Origin of the sequence: Enterobacter sp. 22466 (genome assembly GCF_052044775.1) — a bacterium.
GTDB classification, from domain to species: Bacteria; Pseudomonadota; Gammaproteobacteria; order Enterobacterales; family Enterobacteriaceae; genus Enterobacter; species Enterobacter dissolvens.
Map to the genome: position 1 here is coordinate 109688 of NZ_JBQENX010000008.1, position 21404 is coordinate 131091.

General features: G+C 56.8%; 17 protein-coding genes. 3 read left to right on the forward strand and 14 right to left on the reverse strand.

Features of this window, described 5'->3' with window-relative positions; all coding sequences use genetic code 11:
• Nucleotides 1-55: 55 nt before the first annotated feature.
• The 6 genes from glgP to asd form a co-directional block, all read right to left on the reverse strand.
• Complete coding sequence (gene glgP / locus ACTJJI_RS19525) at nucleotides 56-2503, reverse strand: glycogen phosphorylase (protein ID WP_050860012.1); 2448 nt, start codon at nucleotides 2501-2503, stop codon at nucleotides 56-58.
• An 18-nt stretch (nucleotides 2504-2521) separates the two neighbouring features.
• Nucleotides 2522-3955 carry a glycogen synthase GlgA gene (gene glgA / locus ACTJJI_RS19530; protein ID WP_014833572.1) on the reverse strand — a complete coding sequence of 478 codons (1434 nt, stop codon included), beginning with the start codon at nucleotides 3953-3955 and terminating at the stop codon, nucleotides 2522-2524.
• Nucleotides 3955-5250 (reverse strand): glucose-1-phosphate adenylyltransferase, encoded by a 1296-nt coding sequence (gene glgC, locus ACTJJI_RS19535; RefSeq protein WP_013099110.1) that lies wholly within the window; start codon nucleotides 5248-5250, stop codon nucleotides 3955-3957. The genes glgA and glgC overlap by 1 nt, the downstream gene beginning before the upstream one ends.
• A 17-nt stretch (nucleotides 5251-5267) precedes the next feature.
• Nucleotides 5268-7241, reverse strand: coding sequence for a glycogen debranching protein GlgX (glgX, locus tag ACTJJI_RS19540; RefSeq protein ID WP_440655252.1), 1974 nt, complete (start codon nucleotides 7239-7241; stop codon nucleotides 5268-5270).
• Nucleotides 7238-9424, reverse strand: coding sequence for a 1,4-alpha-glucan branching enzyme (glgB, locus tag ACTJJI_RS19545; protein ID WP_050860015.1), 2187 nt, complete (start codon nucleotides 9422-9424; stop codon nucleotides 7238-7240). The genes glgX and glgB overlap by 4 nt, the downstream gene beginning before the upstream one ends.
• A 231-nt stretch (nucleotides 9425-9655) precedes the next feature.
• Nucleotides 9656-10759, reverse strand: a complete 1104-nt coding sequence (asd, locus tag ACTJJI_RS19550; RefSeq protein WP_014833575.1) for an aspartate-semialdehyde dehydrogenase — start codon at nucleotides 10757-10759, stop codon at nucleotides 9656-9658.
• Nucleotides 10760-10936: 177 nt separating this feature from the next.
• Here asd and yhgN point away from each other — a divergent pair, with 177 nt between their 5' ends.
• Nucleotides 10937-11530, forward strand: coding sequence for an NAAT family transporter YhgN (gene yhgN, locus ACTJJI_RS19555; protein ID WP_014833576.1), 594 nt, complete (start codon nucleotides 10937-10939; stop codon nucleotides 11528-11530).
• Nucleotides 11531-11609: 79 nt separating this feature from the next.
• Here yhgN and gntU read toward each other — a convergent pair whose 3' ends face one another.
• The 5 genes from gntU to ACTJJI_RS19580 all read right to left on the reverse strand — a co-directional run bounded on the left by gntU (nucleotide 11610) and on the right by ACTJJI_RS19580 (nucleotide 16562).
• Nucleotides 11610-12950: a gluconate transporter gene (gntU, locus tag ACTJJI_RS19560; RefSeq protein ID WP_014833577.1), complete on the reverse strand. Its 1341-nt coding sequence runs from the start codon at nucleotides 12948-12950 to the stop codon at nucleotides 11610-11612.
• Between the two features lie 3 nt (nucleotides 12951-12953).
• A complete protein-coding gene (gene gntK / locus ACTJJI_RS19565) occupies nucleotides 12954-13481 on the reverse strand; it encodes a gluconokinase (RefSeq protein ID WP_014833578.1) in 528 nt (175 codons plus the stop codon).
• A 126-nt stretch (nucleotides 13482-13607) separates the two neighbouring features.
• The gene (gene gntR / locus ACTJJI_RS19570; protein ID WP_014833579.1) at nucleotides 13608-14603 is read right to left on the reverse strand and encodes a gluconate operon transcriptional repressor GntR; all 996 of its coding nucleotides are present in this window, start codon (nucleotides 14601-14603) and stop codon (nucleotides 13608-13610) included.
• 101 nt (nucleotides 14604-14704) lie between these two features.
• Nucleotides 14705-15400, reverse strand: coding sequence for a pirin family protein (locus ACTJJI_RS19575; protein WP_440655256.1), 696 nt, complete (start codon nucleotides 15398-15400; stop codon nucleotides 14705-14707).
• Nucleotides 15401-15524: 124 nt separating this feature from the next.
• On the reverse strand, nucleotides 15525-16562 hold the full coding sequence (locus ACTJJI_RS19580; protein WP_050860017.1) for an oxidoreductase: 1038 nt from the start codon (nucleotides 16560-16562) through the stop codon (nucleotides 15525-15527).
• Between the two features lie 256 nt (nucleotides 16563-16818).
• Here ACTJJI_RS19580 and yhhY point away from each other — a divergent pair, with 256 nt between their 5' ends.
• Entirely contained in the window at nucleotides 16819-17307 is a 489-nt protein-coding gene (gene yhhY, locus ACTJJI_RS19585) for an N-acetyltransferase (protein WP_014833581.1), read from the forward strand.
• Nucleotides 17308-17361: 54 nt separating this feature from the next.
• On the opposite strand, the gene ggt is transcribed toward yhhY, so the two are convergent.
• Entirely contained in the window at nucleotides 17362-19107 is a 1746-nt protein-coding gene (gene ggt, locus ACTJJI_RS19590) for a gamma-glutamyltransferase (RefSeq protein ID WP_072094967.1), read from the reverse strand.
• Nucleotides 19108-19229: 122 nt separating this feature from the next.
• Here ggt and ACTJJI_RS19595 point away from each other — a divergent pair, with 122 nt between their 5' ends.
• A complete protein-coding gene (locus ACTJJI_RS19595; protein WP_046889458.1) occupies nucleotides 19230-19607 on the forward strand; it encodes a DUF2756 family protein in 378 nt (125 codons plus the stop codon).
• On the opposite strand, the gene ugpQ is transcribed toward ACTJJI_RS19595, so the two are convergent.
• On the reverse strand, nucleotides 19591-20337 hold the full coding sequence (gene ugpQ, locus ACTJJI_RS19600) for a glycerophosphodiester phosphodiesterase (protein WP_014833584.1): 747 nt from the start codon (nucleotides 20335-20337) through the stop codon (nucleotides 19591-19593). The genes ACTJJI_RS19595 and ugpQ overlap by 17 nt on opposite strands.
• Nucleotides 20334-21404: a sn-glycerol-3-phosphate import ATP-binding protein UgpC gene (locus ACTJJI_RS19605; RefSeq protein ID WP_095455458.1), complete on the reverse strand. Its 1071-nt coding sequence runs from the start codon at nucleotides 21402-21404 to the stop codon at nucleotides 20334-20336. The genes ugpQ and ACTJJI_RS19605 overlap by 4 nt, the downstream gene beginning before the upstream one ends.

Consider the following 21404-nt stretch of genomic DNA (forward strand, 5'->3'; position numbering starts at 1 on the left):
CCACCGGGAGAGGGAACAAACACTAAAAACGGCAACCAGGGTTGCCGTTTTGCTTTTATAACCGCACCGGATCGATATGCCAGATCGTCTCGGCATACTCCTTGATGGTCCTGTCTGACGAGAAATACCCCATATTGGCGATGTTATGCATCGCGACGCTGGTCCACTTCTCCTGCTGACGATACAGCTCGTCCACCCTGTCCTGACAATCCACGTAGCTGCGGTAATCCGCCAGCACCTGATAGTGGTCGCCAAAGTTAATCAGCGAATCCACCAGGTCCCGATAGCGCCCAGGCTCGTCTGGGCTAAACACCCCGGTGGCGATTTGCGTCAGCACCTGACGTAGCTCCTCATCCTCTTCGTAATACTCACGCGGCGAGTAGCCCTTCTTGCGCAGCGCCTCCACCTCTTCCGTGGTATTCCCGAAGATAAAGATATTCTCAGCCCCCACGTGCTCCAGCATTTCGACATTCGCCCCGTCCAGCGTGCCGATGGTCAGCGCACCGTTAAGGGCAAACTTCATGTTACTGGTGCCGGACGCTTCCGTCCCCGCCGTGGAGATCTGCTCAGAGAGATCGGCCGCCGGAATGATCAGCTGCGCGAGGCTGACGCTGTAGTTAGGAACAAAGACCACCTTCAGCTTGTCGCCGATATCCGGATCGTTGTTGACCACCTTCGCCACATCGTTGATGAGGTGAATAATGTGCTTCGCCATGTAGTAGGCGGACGCCGCCTTACCGGCAAAGATCTTCACGCGCGGTACCCACTCCGCCGACGGATCGGCCTTGATGCGGTTATAGTGCGTAATGACGTGCAGCACGTTCATCAGCTGGCGCTTGTACTCGTGAATACGCTTGATCTGCACGTCGAACAGCGCTTTCGGGTTCGCCACCACGTTCAGATGCAGCGCCAGCCAGACTGACAGACGTTTCTTGTTCAGCAGTTTGGCTTCCCGTACGGCCTTGTTCACCGCCGGGAAATCAATATGCTGTTCAAGCTCGCTCAGTTGGCTGAGATCGGTTCGCCAGGTGCGGCCAATGTGTTCATCCAGCACCTCAGAAAGCGGCTGGTTTGCCAGCGCCAGCCAGCGACGCGGCGTAACCCCGTTGGTCACGTTGCAGAAACGCGTCGGGAAGATCTTCGCAAAGTCCGCAAACAGCGACTGCACCATCAGGTTCGAGTGCAGCTCTGACACCCCGTTCACCTTGTGGCTGATCACCACCGCCAGCCAGGCCATGCGTACGCGGCGACCGTTCGATTCATCAATGATAGAAGCGCGACTCAGCAGGCCGGTATCGTTCGGATACTGCTCCTGCAACGTCTTGAGGAAGTAGTCGTTGATCTCGAAGATAATCTGCAAGTGACGCGGCAAAATTTTGCCGAGCATATCCACCGGCCAGGTTTCCAGCGCTTCGCTCATCAGCGTGTGGTTGGTGTAGGAGAAGACCTGACAGGTCACCTCGAACGCGTCGTCCCAGCTGAACTTATGCTCGTCGATAAGCAGACGCATCAGCTCCGGGATCGACAGCACCGGATGGGTGTCGTTGAGGTGAATGGCGGTTTTTTCCGCCAGGTTCGCGTAGGTCTTGTGCAGCTGATAGTGACGGCTGAGGATGTCCTGAATCGTCGCGGAGACGAGGAAATACTCCTGACGCAGGCGCAGCTCACGCCCGGAATAGGTCGAGTCGTCCGGGTAGAGCACGCGGGAGACGTTCTCGGAGTGGTTTTTATCTTCCACCGCCGCGAAGTAGTCGCCCTGGTTAAATTTACCCAGGTTGATCTCGCTACTGGCCTGCGCGTTCCACAGACGCAGCGTATTGGTCGCGTCGGTGTCATAACCGGGAATGATCTGGTCATAGGCGACAGCGAGGATCTCTTCGGTTTCCACCCAGCGGGACTTTTTCCCTTCCTGCTGAATACGCCCGCCAAACCGCACCTTGTAGCGCGTATTGTGGCGTTTAAACTCCCACGGGTTACCGTATTCCAGCCAGTAATCCGGGGACTCTTTCTGACGCCCGTCAACGATGTTCTGTTTGAACATACCGTAGTCGTAGCGAATACCGTAGCCACGGCCCGGCAGGGCCAGCGTCGCCAGTGAATCCAGGAAGCAGGCAGCAAGTCGCCCCAGACCACCATTACCGAGGCCAGGGTCGTTCTCTTCGTCAATCAGCTCTTCTAAATCCAGCCCCATCTCCTCCAGCGCGCTTTTTACATCGTCATAAATACCCAGCGATAACAGCGCGTTAGACAGAGTGCGGCCAATCAAAAATTCCATCGACAGGTAATAAACCTGACGCGTTTCCTGTGAGAGCTGGGCGCGGTTGGAGCGCAGCCAGCGTTCGACCATGCGGTCACGCACCGCAAACAGGGTGGCGTTCAGCCACTCGTGCTTGTTGGCGATAACCGGATCTTTCCCGATGGTGAACATCAGCTTATAGGCGATAGAGTGCTTTAACGCCTCAACGCTGAGCGTGGGTGAAGAGTAGCTAAAAGGAGCGTTCATATCAGTAACTTCGCCTCGTTACATCAAGCGTTGATAGAGATCGCGGTATGACTGCGCCGCAACGTGCCAGCTAAAGTCCATGGACATCGCCTGGCGTTGAACGTAACGCCACAGCGACGGACGGGACCACAAGACGAAAGCACGCCGAATCGCCCGTAGCAGCGACCAGGCATTACTGTCCTCAAAGACAAACCCGCTGGCGATACCGTCCGCCAGGTTTTCCAGCGAGCTGTCAGATACGGTATCCGCCAGCCCGCCCGTGCGGCGTACCAGCGGCAGGGTGCCGTATTTCAGGCCGTAGAGCTGCGTCAGGCCGCAGGGCTCGAAACGGCTCGGTACCAGGATGACGTCCGCGCCGCCCATGATCCGGTGCGAGAACGCTTCGTGATAGCCAATCTGCACGCCCACCTGCCCCGGGTGTTCCGCCGCGGCCGCCAGGAATCCTTCCTGCAATACCGGGTCGCCCGCGCCGAGTAGCGCCAGCTGTCCGCCCTGCTCCAGCAGACCCGGCAACGCCTCCAGCACCAGATCCAGCCCTTTCTGGCTGGTCAGACGGCTCACCACCGCGAATAACGGCACTTTGTCGTTAACCTTCAGCCCCATCGCAATCTGTAGCTGGCGTTTGTTTTCCGCTTTATCTTCCACGGAATCACGGCCATAGCGGGCCGCCAGCAGCAGATCGGTCTCGGGGCTCCAGATCTGCTCATCGACACCGTTGAGGATACCCGACAGACGCCCTTCACGATGGCGCTGACGGAGCAACCCTTCCAGGCCGTAACCAAACTCAGGCTGCGTGATTTCACGGGCGTAGGTCGGGCTCACGGCCGTGATGTGATCGGCATAATAAAGCCCGGCTTTCAGGAAAGAGATCTGCCCGTTAAACTCCAGCCCATGCATGTTATAGAACGACCATGGCAGATCGATTTCATTCATGTGATGGGCGTAGTACATGCCCTGATACGCCAGGTTATGCACCGTAAAGACCGACTTCGCCGGGTGGCCCCGCGCCGCCAGGTACGCCGGAGCGAGCCCCGCATGCCAGTCGTGGGCGTGCACAATGTCCGGGCGCCAGAACGGATCCAGCCCTACCGCCATTTCAGCCCCAACCCAACCGAGCAGCGCAAAACGCAGCACGTTGTCGGTATAGGCAAACAGGTTCGTATCGTGATACGGGCTACCTGGCCGGTCATATAAGTGCGGCGCGTCGATCAGGTAAATGCCCACGCCATTGTAATGTCCATACAGCAGGGTGATGCGTCCGGCGAAGGTGTCACGGCGCGTCACCACCTTTGCATCGGGAATGCCGCGCCGGATATCCGGGAAGGCGGGCAGCAGGACTCGGGTATCGACTCCGCCGGCGATTTGCGCCGCGGGTAATGCACCAAGAACATCCGCCAGGCCGCCCGTTTTTAACAACGGGAACATCTCAGAACATACATGTAAAACCTGCATCATCGCTCCTGTTTGATCTGCAGCTTCCGCAACATTTCCCGTGTGACTAACACGATCCCCTCTTCAGAACGGTAGAAGCGACGTGCATCTTCTTCCGCGTTTTCACCAATCACCATTCCTTCAGGAATGACGCAGGCACGGTCGATCACGCAGCGACGCAGACGACACGAACGCCCGACCCAGACATCCGGCAGCAGCACCGCCGAATCGATATTACAGAATGAGTTTATACGCACGCGCGGGAACAGCACCGACTGCACCACCACCGAGCCGGAGATAATGCACCCGCCGGAGACCAGTGAGTTCAGCGTCATGCCGTGGCTGCCGGAGCGGTCCTGCACGAATTTCGCTGGCGGCAGGGATTCCATATGGGTACGGATCGGCCAGTTCTGGTCGTACATATCCAGCTCAGGCGTGACGGAGGCCAGATCGAGGTTGGCTTTCCAGTACGCTTCCAGGGTTCCCACATCGCGCCAGTAAGGTTCCGCATTCGGATCTGACTGCACGCAGGACAACGGGAAAGGATGTGCATAGGCCATGCCAGCTTTGGTAATTTTTGGAATGATGTCTTTGCCGAAGTCGTGGCTGGAGTGTTCGTCTTTGTCGTCTTCTTCCAGCAGCTCATAAAGGTAATCTGCATCAAAGACATAGATCCCCATGCTGGCGAGCGATTTGGTGTCATCTCCCGGCATGGTGGGCGGGTTGGCCGGTTTTTCAACGAAGTCGATAATTTTATCGTCCGCGTCCACGTGCATCACGCCAAACGCCGTCGCTTCAGCAACGGGCACCGGCAGACACGCCACGGTGCAGCGCGCCCCTTTCTCGACGTGGTCAATGAGCATGTGGGAGTAGTCTTGCTTGTAGATGTGGTCCCCGGCGAGGATCACGATGTACTCCGCGTTGTAGCGGCGAATGATATCGAGGTTCTGGGTCACCGCATCAGCGGTGCCGCGGTACCAGTTTTCACCGTGAACACGCTGCTGGGCAGGCAGGAGATCGACAAACTCATTCATCTCTTCGCTGAAGAATGACCAGCCGCGCTGAATATGCTGCACCAGGGTGTGCGACTGATACTGCGTAATGACGCCAATGCGGCGAATACCGGAGTTCAGGCAGTTGGACAGTGCAAAATCGATAATTCGAAACTTACCACCAAAGTGAACAGCCGGCTTGGCGCGCTTGATGGTCAAATCTTTCAGACGGGTTCCGCGCCCGCCAGCGAGGATCAGGGCAACCGTTTTTAAGGGGAGCTGGCGTGCCAACATTAAGGGATCGTTCTTCTCTAATCTAACCATGACTAACTCCTTTTTTATCATCTTTGGAATACGCACACTCCGTGCGCAGGCCCGTGCCAGACAGCCATTACTACCGGATTATCCGCTCCGGCAAAGGGGGGAACGGCGCGCCATTCCCCGTCAGGTAAAACAATCTCTGCGACGTCATCCGTCGCGTTCAGCGTAACCAGCCAGCGATCCGAAAGCAGGATCTGCAGGCGCGGTACACCGTGTTGCCACTCTTGCGCGCTTAACGGTTGCGCGTCTTGATTCAGCCAGCGAACGTTGCCGTCGCCCTCCTCCCACCAGCGGTTGGCGGTGAGCGCGGGGATCTGCTGGCGAAGATGGATCAGCGCTGCGGTAAAGTGGATCAGGCCGCTGTTCGCTTCTCCCCAGTCGAGCCAGGTTAAGGTGTTGTCCTGGCAATACGCATTGTTGTTACCGTGCTGGCTGTGGCCATGTTCATCCCCTGCCAGCAGCATCGGCGTGCCCTGCGACAACAGCAGCGTGGTCAGCAGCGCATGCACGCTGGCACGTCGCCGTTCGATAACGTCCAGGCTTCCGCCTAACCCTTCTATACCATGATTAAAGCTATGGTTATTGTTAGTGCCATCGCGATTCTCCTCGCCATTTGCCTCATTGTGTTTCTGATTGAAACAAACGCAGTCCCGGAGCGTAAAACCGTCGTGCGCGGTCACCAGGTTGACGGTGGCAGAAGGTCGTTTGCCATCGCGTTTAAACAGATCGCTGGAAGCGGCAAAGCGTCCGGCGAACTCCCCCAGAGACAGATTTCGCGCCAGCCAGAATCGGCGTACAGCATCGCGATAATGGTCGTTCCATTCGGCAAACAGCGGCGGGAAATTGCCCACCTGGTAGCCGCCTTCACCAATGTCCCACGGCTCGGCAATCAGCTTCACCTGCGAGAGCACCGGGCAGTTTTTGATCGCCTCAAACAGCGGCGCCTGCTGGCTGAACGCCGGCGTGCGCCCCATCACCGGCGCCAGGTCAAAACGAAAACCGTCGACGTGGAACGTTTCCACCCAATATTTCAGGCATGCATAAGCAAAATGCGTCACCGCCGGATGGCTGAGGTTGAGCGTGTTACCGCAACCGGTCCAGTTGTGGTAATCACCATCCTCTCTGATCCAATAATAGCTACGGTTATCAATTCCGCGCATGGAGAGCGTCGGACCGTCGAGATCGCTTTCCGCGCTGTGGTTCAGCACCACGTCCAGAATCACTTCGATACCCGCCGCATGAAGCGCCTTCACCGCATCGCGAAACTCATCCCGCGCCTTGTCCGGGTGGACGGCATAGCGCGGGTCGAGCGCAAACATTGCCAGCGGGTTGTAGCCCCAGTAGTTGCTCAGCCCCAGCCGCTGCAGGCGAGGCTCGCTGGCGAAATGGGCGATGGGCAACAACTCCAGAGCGGTGATCCCGAGGTGTTTCAGATAGGCGATCATGGTCGGATGGCCGAGCGCCTTATAGGTGCCGCGCATCTCTTTGGGGATAGACGGATGGAGGTAGGTCAGCCCTTTTACATGGGCCTCATATATAACGGTGTTGCCCCACGGCGTGCCCGGCGGGGCATCGTCTTCCCAGTCGTAGTGGTCACCCACCACCACACTTTTCGGGACGATATGGGCGCTGTCGCGGTGGTCGGGTTCCCCATAGCCGGCGTGGAAAATCGGGTCATCTTTAAATTCGCCCTCCACGCGGTGGGCACAAGGATCAATCAGCAGCTTCGCCGGGTTAAACCAGTGCCCCTGAGAAGGCTCCCAGGGACCATGAACGCGAAAACCGTAGTGCATTCCAGGCCGCCCGCCGGCCAGGTAGCCGTGCCAGGTATCCCCGGTGCGTGCCGGTAAATCGTAACGATGTTCATTACCTTCACCATCAAACACACAGAGTTCGACCCGCTCCGCGTGAGCAGAAAAGAGGGTGAAATTGACCCCCTTTCCGTCATAACTCGCCCCGAGCGGTTCGGGTTTACCTGCCGTAAGCTGCGTCATTCGCCCTCCCGCACCAGCCAGATGGTACCGAGCGGCGGCAGCGTCAGGCTCAGAGAGTTGGGGCGCCCGTGGCTTTCGATGGCATCGCTCTGGACCCATCCGCCGTTACCGGCATTGCTGCCGTGGTAATGCATGGAATCGGTGTTGAGGATTTCGCGCCACTTACCGGCCTGATTAATGCCAAAGCGGTAATGATGACGGGGTACCGGCGTAAAGTTGCTGGCGACAATAATCTCGTTGCCCGCTTTATCCCGGCGCACAAAGACAAACACCGAGCGTTCGTTGTCGTCCACCACCAGCCACTCAAAACCGTAGGGATCGAAGTCCAGCTCGTGCAGCGCTTTATGGTGGCGGTAGGTCAGGTTAAGGTCACGCACCAGTCGCTGTACGCCGTGATGCCAGTTATCGCCCCCTTCCAGCAGATGCCAGTCGAGGCTGGTATCGTGGTTCCACTCCCGCCCCTGGGCGAACTCATTGCCCATAAACAGCAGTTTTTTGCCCGGGAAGGCGAACATCCAGCCGTAGTAGGCGCGCAGGTTGGCGAACTTCTGCCACGCGTCGCCCGGCATCCGGTCGAGGATGGATTTTTTACCGTGCACCACTTCATCGTGCGACAGCGGCAGCATGAAGTTTTCGGTGTAGTTGTAGAGCAGCCCGAAGGTGAGTTTGTCGTGATGGTACTGACGATAGACCGGGTCGAGCTTCATATAGTCGAGCGTGTCGTGCATCCAGCCCAGGTTCCACTTGTACCAGAAGCCCAGGCCCCCCATGGACGGTGGACGCGAAACACCGGCAAAGTCAGTCGACTCTTCCGCCATCGTCACCGCGCCCTCAACCTGCTCGCCAATAATGCGGTTGGTGCTGCGCAAAAATTCGATGGCTTCCAGGTTTTCACGACCACCATATTCGTTCGGGATCCACTCCCCCTCTTTACGGCTGTAGTCGCGGTAAATCATCGATGCCACCGCATCCACGCGCAGGGCATCAATGCCAAAACGTTCGATCCAGTACAGCGCATTCCCGACGAGGTAGTTCGCGACTTCACGGCGACCGTAGTTGTAGATAAGCGTGTTCCAGTCCTGGTGATAGCCTTCGCGCGGGTCGCTGTGCTCGTACAGCTTCGTACCGTCAAACTCGGACAGACCAAAGTCATCAGACGGGAAATGGCCTGGCACCCAGTCGAGGATCACGTTCAGCCCGGCGGCGTGTGCGGCATTGATAAAATAGCGAAAATCGTCGCGCGTGCCGAAACGGCGCGTCGGGGCATACAACCCGGTTGGCTGGTAGCCCCAGCTTCCGTCAAATGGATGCTCATTGACTGGCAGCAGCTCAAGGTGGGTAAAGCCCATCCATTTGGCATACGGCACCAGCTGATCGGCAAGCTCCCGGTAGCTGAGCCAGAAGTTGTTATCGGTGTGGCGTCGCCAGGATCCGAGATGCACTTCATACACGGAGATGGGGGCATCGAAACGGTTGGCCTGTTTGCGCTCCTCGCTCTGCACCACTTTTTCCGGCAGCCCGCAAATCAGCGAGGCAGTATCCGGGCGCATCTGCGCTTCGAACGCGTACGGGTCCGCTTTAATGCGCAGCTTTCCGTGGGCGTCGATCATCTCAAATTTATAGAGCTGACCGTTTTGCGCGCCGGGGATGAACAGCTCCCAGATGCCCGTTTCCCGACGCAGGCGCATCGGATGACGGCGACCATCCCAGTAGTTGAACTGCCCGACAACGGAGACGCGCCGGGCGTTAGGTGCCCACACGGCAAACCGCGTGCCGGTGATGCCGTCCATCGTATCCGCATGGGCGCCCAGCGTTTCGTACGGGCGTAAATGGGTACCTTCAGACAGCAGCCAGGCATCCATCTCCTGTAACAGCGGACCAAAACTGTAGGGATCGTCGATCAGGTTTTGCTGACCGTGCCAGATGACGGCGAGTTGATAACGAAAAGGGTTTTTACGACGGGGCATGACGCCCGAGAAGAAGCCACGCGAGTCGAGGCATTCCAGATTGCCTACCTTGCGGCCGGTTTTAGGTTCGATAACCCACACTTCTGTGGCATCCGGTAACAGCGCACGGACTTCCAGTCCCGCCTCTGTTTGGTGCATCCCCAGCACAGAAAAGGGGTCGGCAAAATGACCCGCAATAAGCGCATTAATCACGTCTCTATCCACACGATCGGACATGGTATTCATCCTGTTTTTTATGTCGCCCTTTTTAAGCGCCTGGGACGACTTTAATGTGACCTGAACGGGCTTCCACTTAGTCCCGTCCTAACCTCAGGTAAGAAATGACTCTTCCTTAAAGCATAGCCAACGCTCTACATGACTCCTGATAAAAAATAAGACATACGCGTTTTACTCCATGTAGTACGCAAAAAAAGGGGGTGAAAATCACCCCCGGTAGTTAACAAATTATTACGCCAGTTGGCGCAGCATGCGGCGTAGCGGCTCGGCGGCGCCCCACAGGAGCTGGTCACCCACGGTGAACGCGGAGAGGAACTCTGGCCCCATGTTCAGCTTACGCAGACGCCCTACCGGCGTGGTCAGCGTGCCGGTGACGGCCGCTGGCGTCAGTTCGCGCATGGTGATATCGCGATCGTTTGGCACCACTTTCGCCCACGGGTTGTGCGCGGCGAGCAGCTCTTCCACGGTCGGAATAGACACATCTTTTTTCAGTTTAATGGTGAAGGCCTGGCTATGGCAGCGCAGCGCGCCGATACGTACGCACAGACCGTCAACCGGAATGGTGTTCGCGGTATTGAGGATTTTGTTGGTCTCCGCCTGACCCTTCCACTCTTCACGGGTCTGGCCGTTATCCAGCTGTTTGTCGATCCACGGGATCAGGCCACCGGCCAGCGGTACGCCAAAGTTATCCACCGGCAGTTCGCCGCTGCGGGTCAACTCGGTGACTTTACGCTCGATATCGAGGATTGCGGACGCCGGGTTTGCCAGCTCGGCCGCAACGCTGTGGTGCAGCTGGCCCATTTGGGTCAGCAGTTCACGCATATGACGCGCACCGCCGCCGGACGCGGCCTGGTAGGTCGCCACGGAGACCCACTCCACCAGGTCCTGCGCGAACAGGCCGCCGAGGGACATCAGCATCAGGCTGACGGTACAGTTACCACCGACAAAGGTTTTCACGCCGTTGTTGAGGCCTTTGGTGATCACGTCCTGGTTCACCGGGTCGAGGATGATGATGGCATCGTCTTTCATGCGCAGCGAAGAGGCTGCGTCAATCCAGTAGCCCTGCCAGCCGCTTTCACGCAGCTTTGGATAGATTTCGTTGGTATAATCGCCGCCCTGGCAGGTCACAATAATGTCGAGTGCCTTCAGCGCTTCCAGATCGTAAGCATCCTGCAACGTCCCTGTGGTACCACCAAAGGACGGTGCAGCCTGGCCGAGCTGGGAAGTGGAGAAGAAGACCGGGCGGATAGCGTCGAAATCGCGCTCTTCAACCATGCGTTGCATGAGTACAGAGCCGACCATACCGCGCCAGCCGATAAAACCAACGTTTTTCATAGCATTTGTTTCCTGCAGAGGGTGTGTGCTGATTGTGCAAGCCAGTATTGAACTGGGATATGCTTCACATTACAAAATGCTGCCAAAGTCGCAAGCGAAATTAATCGATGATTGCCCGGCAATCAGAAAAAGAGCTAATCATCCTAATAACCATAGAGAAATTCAGGGCTAATTTACATGAGTGAAATCATTTCTGCGGCGGTTTTATTGATCCTGATAATGGATCCTCTGGGAAACCTGCCGATCTTCATGTCGGTGCTGAAGCACACCGAACCCAAGCGCCGACGGGCGATCATGATCCGCGAGCTGCTTATCGCCCTGCTGGTGATGTTTATCTTCCTGTTTGCCGGGGAAAAAATTCTCGCCTTCCTGAATCTGCGCGCCGAAACCGTTTCGATTTCCGGCGGGATTATTCTGTTCCTGATTGCCATTAAGATGATTTTCCCGAGTGCCGAAGGGGGCAGCAGCGGCCTGCCGGCGGGTGAAGAGCCGTTTATCGTACCGCTGGCGATCCCGCTGGTCGCCGGGCCGACCATTCTGGCCACATTGATGCTCCTGTCGCATCAGTATCCCAACCAGATGAGCCATCTGGTGATTGCCCTGCTGATTGCCTGGGGCGGAACGTTCATCATCCTGCTGCAGTCGTCGCTGTTCCTGCGCCTGCTGGGCGAGAAAGGGGTCAATGCGCTGGAACGGTTGATGGGGCTGATTCTGGTGATGATGGCGACGCAGATGTTCCTGGACGGGATCCGGGCGTGGATGAAGGGCTAGGTAAAAGCAAAACGGCAATCCTTGATTGCCGTTTTTAGTGTTTGCTCCCTCTCCCCGTGGGAGAGGGAGAAAATCGGGGTTAGCTCAGCAGCGTAAACGCAATCATCCCGACAATCGCGCCCGTGGTGCCGAGGATAGTTTCCATCAGCGTCCAGGTTTTCAGGGTTTGCGCTTCGGTGGCACCGGTAAATTTACCGAACAGCCAGAAACCGGCGTCGTTCACGTGCGACACCACAATCGAGCCACCCGCGATACAGATAGACAGCGCCGCCATCTGCGCACCGGAGTAGTTAAGCTGTTCAATCACCGGCATCACCAGGCCAACCGCCGTTAAACAGGCAACAGTCGCGGAGCCCTGAATGATACGCACCGCCGCCGCCAGCACGAAGCAGGTCACCGCGATGGGCAGACCCATTCCGGTCAGCGCTTCACCCAGTGCCGGACCAACACCGGAATCCACCAGCACCTGTTTGAACACACCACCCGCACCGATCACCAGCAGGATAATACCCGCTGGCTGCAACGCAGCGCCGCAGATTTCCATCACGCGGTCTTTCGGCATCCCCTGACGCATCGCCAGGCCATAAATCGCCACCAGGCACGCCACCAGGATCGCGGTGAACGGGTGACCGATAAATTCGAACCATTCGTACGCGGTAGAGCCCACCGGTACAAAGCGCGCGGCAATGGTTTTCAGACCCACCAGCACCAGCGGCAGCAGGATCAGAGACAGGCTGAAGCCGAAGGACGGCATTTTACCTTCGCCCAGGTGCGGCTCGGTAATATCATCAGGAATATGCAGTTCAACGTAGCGGCTGATGAAGTTGCCCCACAGCGGACCGGCGATAATCATTCCCGGGATTGCCGCGCACAGGCCAATCAGGATCATCCAGCCAAAGTCAGCGTGCATCTGGGAAGCCAGCAGCATCGGTGCCGGTCCCGGCAGGAGAAACGCCGCCGCCGCGGCCACGCCCGCAAACAGCGGAATAACCAGCTTCACAAGGTTAGTACCGGTATGGCGCGCCATGGAGAACGCCACGCTAATCAGCAGCACCACGGCCACTTCAAAGAACAACGGCAGCGCGCAGATCAGACCGGCCAGGCCAATCGCATAGTGTGCACGACTATGACCAAATGATTTCAGCATCTTGACGGCAATCTGGTCGACCGCGCCCGTCTCATGCAGGATCTTGCCAAACATCGCGCCCAGCGCGACCACAATAGCCAGGAAGCCCAGTGTGCCCCCCATCCCTTTTTCCATCGTCGCAGCGATCTTGTCGAGCGGCATACCGGAAAAGAGACCTGCACCAATAGAAACCACCATCAAAGCAACAAAAGCATGCATACGCGCTTTCATCACTAAAAACAGCAGCAGCAATACCGAACCCACTGCTGTCAACACTAGCGTTAATGTACTCAAAACTTACTGCCTTTTGTTAATGACCTCGATGGTGCTGGCAACAACACCCTCCAGTGACTGATCGATATCAACCACTAAGACGTCTTTTTCATCTTCACCCGGCTCCTGCAGCGCTTCGAACTGTGTGACCAGCATCTGGGTTTTGAAGAAGTGGCCTTTACGCGCCTTGAGACGGCTTTCAATGACCTCGAAATCGCCTTTCAGGTAGATGAAAGAGAGGTTCGGGTTGCCGTCGCGCAGCAGGTCGCGGTAGGTTTTTTTCAGCGCAGAGCAGACGATCAGGGAAACTTTATTGGTGCGCTGCATGGCAAACGCGGCATCGTTCAGCGCCTGTAACCACGGTTTACGATCATCGTCGTTCAGCGGCTCGCCGGAAGCCATCTTCATGATGTTGCTGCGCGGATGGAGGAAGTCGCCATCAAGAAACGCCGCATTAAGTTGATGCGCCACTTCGCTTGCCACGGCAGATTTACCGCTACCGGAAACGCCCATCAGGACGTAAACGTGGTGATCATGATTAGTCGTGCTCAAAGGGTGTCCCTCAGTCAATTGTTACGGGTAACAGTTATCGGTAACATTGTCCTGCCGGGGCAAAAGAGAAGCAATATCCAAACGTGCGCGAAGTGAATAAGTGTGAGCTACTTCAAATTTGTCGGATTAAATAGATCCACCCGGTGACAAGGTGAAACCTAAATCTAACATTTTCGGGGTCACTGCTTCACCACGAATGCGCGCCAGCAAGCGTTCTGCGCCAATGCGGCCCATGCGTTCACGCGGTGTCAGGACGCTCGCCAGACGCGGCTCCATCACCTGACCGATGTCATGGCCGTGGAAACCGGCAATCGCCATATCATCGGGGATCTTCAGCCCCAGACGCTGGCATTCGAACGCTGCACCGACCGCAAGGTCATCGTTGGTACAGAAAATACCGTCCAGTTGTGGATACTCGCGCCGTGCCTGGCGCATCAGCTCAATACCCGACGTATAGGACGAGGACTGCTCCACCATCACGCTGTACGGGGTCAGATTTGCGTCAAGCATCGCCTGCTCGTATCCCTTCTGTTTGATGATAGTACGTTCATCAAGACGCGCACCCAGGTAGGCGATATGACGATGACCGCGCGCGATGATCGCCGCCGTCATCTGCCGTGCCGCTTCGAAGTTGTCAAACCCCACGGCAATATCAAGGCACGGCGACTGGCTGTCCATCAGTTCCACCACCGGAATACCAGCCACTTCAATCATCTTCAGCGTACGGGGGGTATGAGTACGTTCAGTTAAAATCAGGCCATCGATGTTCCAGGAAAGCATCGATTCAAGACGTTCTTCTTCCAGTTCCGGTTTGTAGCCGTAGTGCGCCAGCATGGTCTGGTAACCAAACGCATCCGTGACGCTTTCAATACCGCGCAGCACTTCGGCAAAGACCTGGTTGGTCAAAGAAGGCAGGAGGACGCCCACCGCACGACTGGTGGCATTGGAGAGAATATCAGGTGCGCGGTTGGGGATATAACCCAGTTCATCGAGAGCAGCGGCAATCTTGCCACGCAACGCTACGGAAACCTGTTCCGGGTTACGTAAAAAACGGCTGACCGTCATTTTGGTCACACCAACACGATCGGCGACATCCTGAAGTACGGGGCGTTTCTTTTTCATCGTCCTGAGAAATCTTGAAGAGAGAGATTTGCTCAGTTTATCACGGACAAAGCCCATCCTTCCCCTGTCAAAGGGAAGGATGGGCATTTATTTATGATTTATTACACCGGTGGCAGATCAAACAGCAGAATTTCACTTTCGCTGTCGGCATGCACGGAGAGCGCTTGCTCATCCCAGATGGCCAGACCATCCGCCGTTGTCGCTTTGGTGCCGTTGATGGACACGTCACCTTTCACCACCTGGATCCAGACGCGGCGGTTTGCGGCAATCTGGTGCACAGACTGTTCGTCTTTCGCCAGTGCCCAGCGGTACAGCTCCATATCCTGATGCACTTTCAGCGAACCTTCACGCGCATCCGGGGAGAGCACCAGCTGTTTGCCCTGTTTGGCGTCAAAGCGGCGCTGTTCGTAGCGCGGCGTGATGCCGGTCTCTTCTGGAATGATCCAGATTTGATACAGGTGCAGTTTTTCCGTTTTGCTCGGGTTGTACTCGGAGTGACGTACACCGGTACCCGCGCTCATGATCTGGAACTCGCCCGCCGGAACCTGCTCTTTATTGCCCATGCTGTCCTGGTGCTCAACCGCCCCTTCCAGCACATTGGTCAGGATTTCCATGTCTTTATGCGGGTGGGTACCGAAGCCCTGGCCTGCATCAATCACGTCATCGTTAATCACGCGCAGTGCGGAGAAGCCCATGAAGTTCGGGTCGTAGTAGTCGGCAAACGAGAATGAATGCCATGAGTCCAGCCAGCCATGATTCGCGTGACCACGTTCGTTTGCTTTGCGTAAGTAGATCATTGTTTTCACCCTCAGTTCGTTTCGATGGAGTAAGTGTGGACGCAAACCGCCTGGGATCATAGAGGGTGAAAATTGACTCCTCTGTTCAAAAATTATGAACAAGTACAGAGGAGCCTTTTTTTGCTTATTTCGCAAGGGTTACCGTGGCAGGAGAAGCCTGTTCGAAGGCCCGTTCAAGGATTTCGAGATTAGTCAGAACGTCAGATTCTTTGACGTAATTTGCCGTACCGCGGGTAAGGGTTGCATACAGCGCGTCGTAGACGCGGCCATAGTCACCGGTTTCTGGCGTAAGCTCTTCTCTGACCGTCACGCCTTCTGCGTTCACATACTCCAGTACGCCAACCGAATCATCCGCCGCAAAGCCCGGCTCACCCGGCATGATATTGGCCTTCAGGCTGGTCTCCTGCTGATCGATACCGTACTTGATAAACGAACCTTTCGTGCCGTGAACGATAAATTTCGGGTAGTCGATTTTCACCAGATGGCTGGTTTTGACGATGGCTTTCAGGTCGCCGTAGAACAGCTGCGCTTCAAAAGTATCGTCCGGGTTGGCTTTGTTACGCAGGCTACGGATGTCATACGCCACGTGGTCCGGGCGGCCAAACAGGGAAATGATCTGATCCATGGTGTGCACGCCCAGGCCATAAAAAGAGCCATCCTGCGGCAGGCCGGGTTTGGTTTCCGCCACCGGGCGGTAGTAGTCGAAGTGGCTTTCCATTTCCACAATGTCGCCGAGCTTGCCGCTTTCTATCGCCTTTTTCGCCGTCAGGAAACAGCTGTCAAAGCGGCGGTTCTGATACGGCGTGACGGTCAGCCCTTTGCTCTTCGCCAGCGCGAACAAGGTTTTCGCTTCGGCAATGGTCGGGGTGAAAGGTTTTTCGACCAGCACGTTTTTACCCGCGTCGAGCGCGCGTTTCGCATAGTCAAAATGGCTGTCGGCATGGGTACAGACGATGACCAGTTTAACCTGCGGGTCGTTAAGCACCTCATCCAGATCGCTGGTGAAATGGATGTGGGAATACTGCGGGGACTGCTCTTCTGGCTTCGCGCGGCGACGGTAGATATGCGCCACATGCCAGCTGTCTTTACGGTTGAGAACATACGGAAGGTGATAGCGGGTCGTACTTTTACCAAATCCAATAAATGCGCAATGTAGTGTCATGGCTCAGCCCTTTTGGAAGGTTACTGGGTCTTACCATAACAAAAAAAAAGCCAGCTAAAAGCTGGCTAAAGTAATACTGGAAGCAATGTGAGCAATGTCGTGCTTTCAGGTTCCCGTAGTGGTCTTCCTGAATGCAGAGCAATAATAATCATTCTCATTCGCACTTGTCCAATACTTTTTGCAAAAAATAGCGGTTGACTCAAATTTCAAAGTCACTGATGTTGGAAGGGATGTTTAACTGACTGAGGAACAAGGAATGAGTGAGATAGTGATACGCCATGCGGAACCGAAAGATTATGACGCCATTCGTCAGATCCACGCCCAACCGGAGGTGTACCACAACACACTACAGGTTCCTCATCCGTCTGAGCAAATGTGGCAAGAACGACTCACCGACCAGCCCGGCATTAAGCAGCTGGTCGCCTGTATAGACGGTAATGTCACCGGGCATCTGTGCATCGCTGTCGCGCAACGCCCACGCCGCAGCCATGTGGCTGATTTTGGGATTTGTGTAGGCGCGCAGTGGCAAAACCGGGGCGTTGCCAGCGCACTGATGCGCACCATGATTGATATGTGCGATAACTGGCTGCGCGTTGACCGCATTGAGCTGACGGTGTTTGTCGATAACGAGCCGGCGATTGCGGTGTACAAAAAACACGGATTTGAGATTGAAGGCACAGGCAAGCGTTATGCCCTGCGCAACGGCGAGTATGTGGATGCGTATTATATGGCGCGAATGAAGTAGTTTGTTGCCCTCACCCTAACCCTCTCCCACCGGGAGAGGGAATTACACAACAGATTAATACCCCGCCGTTAAATCATCCACCGACCGCGGGTCTGATGCGCCAAACAGCGCCCCGTCCGGCCCCACCATAATGCTCTGGGTGCTGCCCATCGCCTCTTTCACCGCCACCTTCTGTCCGCGCTGCTCCAGCAATTTGATCGTATCCGGGCTAAAGCCCTTCTCGACGCGCAGCTCATCCGGCAGCCACTGGTGGTGGAAACGCGGGGCGTTGGTCGCTTCGGCGACGTTCATCCCAAAGTCGATACTGTTTACCACCATCTGCAGCACGGTGGTGATAATCCGGCTGCCGCCCGGGCTACCGGTCACCAGCCAGGTTTTACCATCTTTCACCACAATGGTCGGTGACATCGACGACAGCGGACGTTTCTTCGGCCCCACCGCGTTGGCATCGCCACCGACCAGCCCGTAGACGTTCGGCACACCCGGTTTGGCAGAGAAGTCATCCATCTCGTTGTTCAGCAGAATGCCGCTGTTGCCCGCCACAATCCCGGTTCCAAAGGTGGTATTGAGCGTATAGGTCACCGCCACCGCGTTACCGTCTTTATCCACCACCGAGAAGTGGGTGGTCTGGTTACTTTCATACGGTGCCAGCTTGCCAGGGCGGATCTCGCTCGACGGCTTAGCCTTATTGATGTCGATCTGATCGGCAATGGATTTGGCATACGCTTTGTTGGTCAGCGCCTGCCACGGCACCTTCACAAAGTCCGGGTCACCCAGGTATTCCGAGCGGTCGGCATAGGCGCGTTTTTCCGCCTCGGCCATCACCTGCATGGCATCGGCACTGCCGAAGCCGAACTTGTGCATATCGAAGTTTTCCAGAATGTTGAGGATCTGCACAATGTGGATCCCGCCGGAGGACGGCGGCGGCATGGAGAAGACCTCATAGCCACGGTAGGTGCCGCTAATCGGCTCGCGCTCCACCGCCTTATACTCCGCCAGATCCGCTTTGGTGATCAGCCCGCCGTTTTTTTGCATCTCTTCGGCAATCTGGTCGGCAATCGCCCCTTTGTAGAAGGCGTCCGGGCCATGCTCCGCAATCAGCTCCAGGCTTTTGGCAAGGTTCTTCTGCACCAGCTTATCGCCCTTCTTCAGCGGCTCTCCGTCTTTCCAGAAGATCGCCTTGCTGTTTTCATGGTTCGGAATGACTTCACTGCCGTAGGTTTTAAGGTCATCGGCCAGGGCGTCATTCACCACAAAGCCGTCGCGCGCCAGCTTAATGGCAGGCTGGACCACTTTGTTCAGCGGCATCGTGCCGTATTTTTCCAGCGCCAGCGAGAAGCCCGCAACGGTGCCCGGCGTGCCGGACGCAAGGTGCGAGGTCAGCGATTTTTTACTGTCCGGGTTGCCCTGATCGTCAAGGAACATATCGCGGGAGGCCTGAGCAGGCGCCATTTCGCGGAAGTCGATAGCCGTCGTCTTTCCGTCTTTGGTGCGCAGCATCATAAAACCGCCACCGCCCAGATTCCCCGCCTGCGGGTGTGTTACCGCCAGCGCATAGCCGACCGCCACCGCGGCATCCACCGCATTACCGCCCTGTTTGAGAATATCGACGCCCACTTTCGTTGCCAGCGCATCCACCGAGGCCACCATCCCGTGGGTTGCCCGCACGGGATGAAACACATCTTCCTCCACGCCATAAGAGACCGGAGGTGCCGCTGGCGGGTTAGCCGCCACGCTAAATGTACCGCCTGCCATCAGCGCAGCGATGGCGACCCAGCGCAAAAGGGTTGGTTTCATCATTATTGTTCTCCAGGTGAAGGGAGCCATATTCCCCGCTTAAGCCTGGTTCACAACTCCTAAAAAATCATCGTCATGGTGAATTCAGGGTAAACTTAAGAGAAACCTCACAGAAGGAGATGACAATGAAACGCTTACTTATTCTGACGGCGTTGCTCCCGTTTGCCGCACTTGCACAGCCACTCAATACGATGAATAACCCTAACCAGCCGGGCTATGTCATTCCGAGCCAGCAGCGTATGCAGACAGAGATGATGAGCCAGCAGCAACAGCAAAAAGGGATGCTGAATCAGCAGTTGAACACGCAGACCCGAATGCAGCAGCAGAGCCTGCAAAATCAGATGAACACTAACACCCAGCGCGTGCAGCAGGGGCAAATGCGCGAGCAGCCGCTGCCGAATAAAAACGGCGGGATGTTAGGGGGGATGAGTTCTTCAGGCAGCGGACAGCAGCATATGCTGCCGTCGCAGTCGAATGGCAGTATGCTTAATCCGCAGAACTAAAGTCCGGGCCGATCAGGTCAATCGCATCGGTACAGATGCTGTCCACCCCCCAGCGCAGCAGCTCAGCCGCACGCTGGGGTTTGTTGACGGTATACACCAGAATATGCAGCCCCGCCGCTTTCAGCATCTTCACCCGCGCCTCATCCAGCAGCTTATGATTGAGATGAATAGAGACACACGCTAAGCGGGTGGTCAGCTCACGCCAGTCCTCGCGCCACTCGTCCAGCAGCAGCCCGCGCGGCAGCTCCGGCACCGCAGCCTGTGCCGCTTCAAGGGCATCAATGTCAAATGACGACAGCAGCGGTGGCGTCATGCCTTCCCATAGCTCGCGCGCGGCCAGCGCAATCACGTTGCCCGTGAGCGGCCCGGTACCGGTCGTCGGTTTGATTTCGATGTTGGCCATCATCCCGTGTTGACGACAACGGTCGGCCACTTCCGCCAGCAGCGGCAGCGGTTCGCCTTTGTACTCGCCGCTGAACCAGCTTCCGGCATCCACCTTCAGCAGATCGCGCCACGGCAGTTCCCCCGCCACGCCCCAGCCGTTGCTGGTGCGTTCGAGGTTGTCATCATGCAGCAGGAAAATTTCGCCGTCTTTCGACAGCTTGGCGTCGAACTCAATCATCGTGTGGCCGTAGCGTGCGCCAACATCAATTGCCGCCAGGGTATTTTCCGGCGCCAGTTTACCGCCGCCACGGTGGGCGACGATGTGGGGATAAGGCCAGTTGCTCATACTCGTTGTCCTGTTTCACCGTCAAATAAGTGCAGGTGATTTTCCGGCAGGTGCAGCCACAGCGTACTGCCTGCTTTCGGGCGTTCCTGATGCGGCAGACGCACCACCATTTTTTGCTCGCCCCAGCGTCCGTGCGCCAGGTTATCTGCACCTAACATCTCCAGCGTGTCCATCACCAGCGGCACGCCACCGTCCGCCTGAGAGGTTAAACCGATATGCTCCGGGCGGATACCGAGCGTCATCTTACGCCCGGCGTAGCCACGATAGTACCAGTTGATGGGTAATGCCATCCCGCTTTCCAGCTCAAAGTGGGTGCCCGCACTGCTGATCCGCCCTTCCAGCAGGTTCATTGCCGGGCTGCCGATAAAGCTCGCCACAAAGCGGGTGGCCGGTTTCTCATAGACTTCCACCGGCGTGCCAATCTGCTCGGCGATGCCTTTGTTCATCACCATCACCCGTTGGGCGAGGGTCATGGCTTCGACCTGATCGTGGGTCACGTACAGGGAGGTGGTTTTCAGACGGCGATGCAGTTGCTGCAGCTCCAGACGCATCTGCACGCGCAGCTTGGCGTCGAGGTTAGAGAGCGGTTCATCGAACAGGAACACCGCCGGATCGCGCACAATGGCACGCCCCATCGCCACGCGCTGGCGCTGGCCGCCGGAGAGCTCACGCGGACGACGCTTAAGCAGGCCATCCAGCTCCAGAATGCGTGCCGCCTCTTTCACCCGCTCCTCGATATGCCCCTTGCCCATGCCGCGGATTTTCAGCCCCCAGGCCATGTTCTCTTCCACGCTCATGTGCGGATAGAGGGCGTAGTTCTGGAACACCATCGCAATGCCGCGATCTTTGGGCTCCATCTCGGTCACGCGCTGGCGGTCAATCCAGATATCCCCGGACGTCACGCGCTCCAGCCCGGCCACCATGCGCAGCAGCGTCGATTTGCCGCAGCCGGACGGGCCGACCATGACGATGAACTCCCCGTCCGCCACGTCGAGGGTGAGCGGCTGAATCACCTGGGTTTTGCCATCCCAGCTTTTGGTCACTGCCTGTAGTTTTAAACCTGCCAT

Bases quoted from the DNA above. Each gene is read 5' to 3' on its own strand.
- yhhY (WP_014833581.1), top strand. From the start codon at position 16,819: ATGAGTGAGATAGTGATACGCCATGCGGAACCGAAAGATTATGACGCC.
- ACTJJI_RS19575 (WP_440655256.1), bottom strand. From the start codon at position 15,400: ATGATCTACTTACGCAAAGCAAACGAACGTGGTCACGCGAATCATGGC.
- ACTJJI_RS19605 (WP_095455458.1), bottom strand. From the start codon at position 21,404: ATGGCAGGTTTAAAACTACAGGCAGTGACCAAAAGCTGGGATGGCAAA.
- yhgN (WP_014833576.1), top strand. From the start codon at position 10,937: ATGAGTGAAATCATTTCTGCGGCGGTTTTATTGATCCTGATAATGGAT.
- ggt (WP_072094967.1), bottom strand. From the start codon at position 19,107: ATGATGAAACCAACCCTTTTGCGCTGGGTCGCCATCGCTGCGCTGATG.
- asd (WP_014833575.1), bottom strand. From the start codon at position 10,759: ATGAAAAACGTTGGTTTTATCGGCTGGCGCGGTATGGTCGGCTCTGTA.
- glgP (WP_050860012.1), bottom strand. From the start codon at position 2,503: ATGAACGCTCCTTTTAGCTACTCTTCACCCACGCTCAGCGTTGAGGCG.
- ACTJJI_RS19595 (WP_046889458.1), top strand. From the start codon at position 19,230: ATGAAACGCTTACTTATTCTGACGGCGTTGCTCCCGTTTGCCGCACTT.
- ACTJJI_RS19580 (WP_050860017.1), bottom strand. From the start codon at position 16,562: ATGACACTACATTGCGCATTTATTGGATTTGGTAAAAGTACGACCCGC.
- glgB (WP_050860015.1), bottom strand. From the start codon at position 9,424: ATGTCCGATCGTGTGGATAGAGACGTGATTAATGCGCTTATTGCGGGT.
- glgA (WP_014833572.1), bottom strand. From the start codon at position 3,955: ATGCAGGTTTTACATGTATGTTCTGAGATGTTCCCGTTGTTAAAAACG.
- glgX (WP_440655252.1), bottom strand. From the start codon at position 7,241: ATGACGCAGCTTACGGCAGGTAAACCCGAACCGCTCGGGGCGAGTTAT.
- glgC (WP_013099110.1), bottom strand. From the start codon at position 5,250: ATGGTTAGATTAGAGAAGAACGATCCCTTAATGTTGGCACGCCAGCTC.
- gntR (WP_014833579.1), bottom strand. From the start codon at position 14,603: ATGAAAAAGAAACGCCCCGTACTTCAGGATGTCGCCGATCGTGTTGGT.
- ugpQ (WP_014833584.1), bottom strand. From the start codon at position 20,337: ATGAGCAACTGGCCTTATCCCCACATCGTCGCCCACCGTGGCGGCGGT.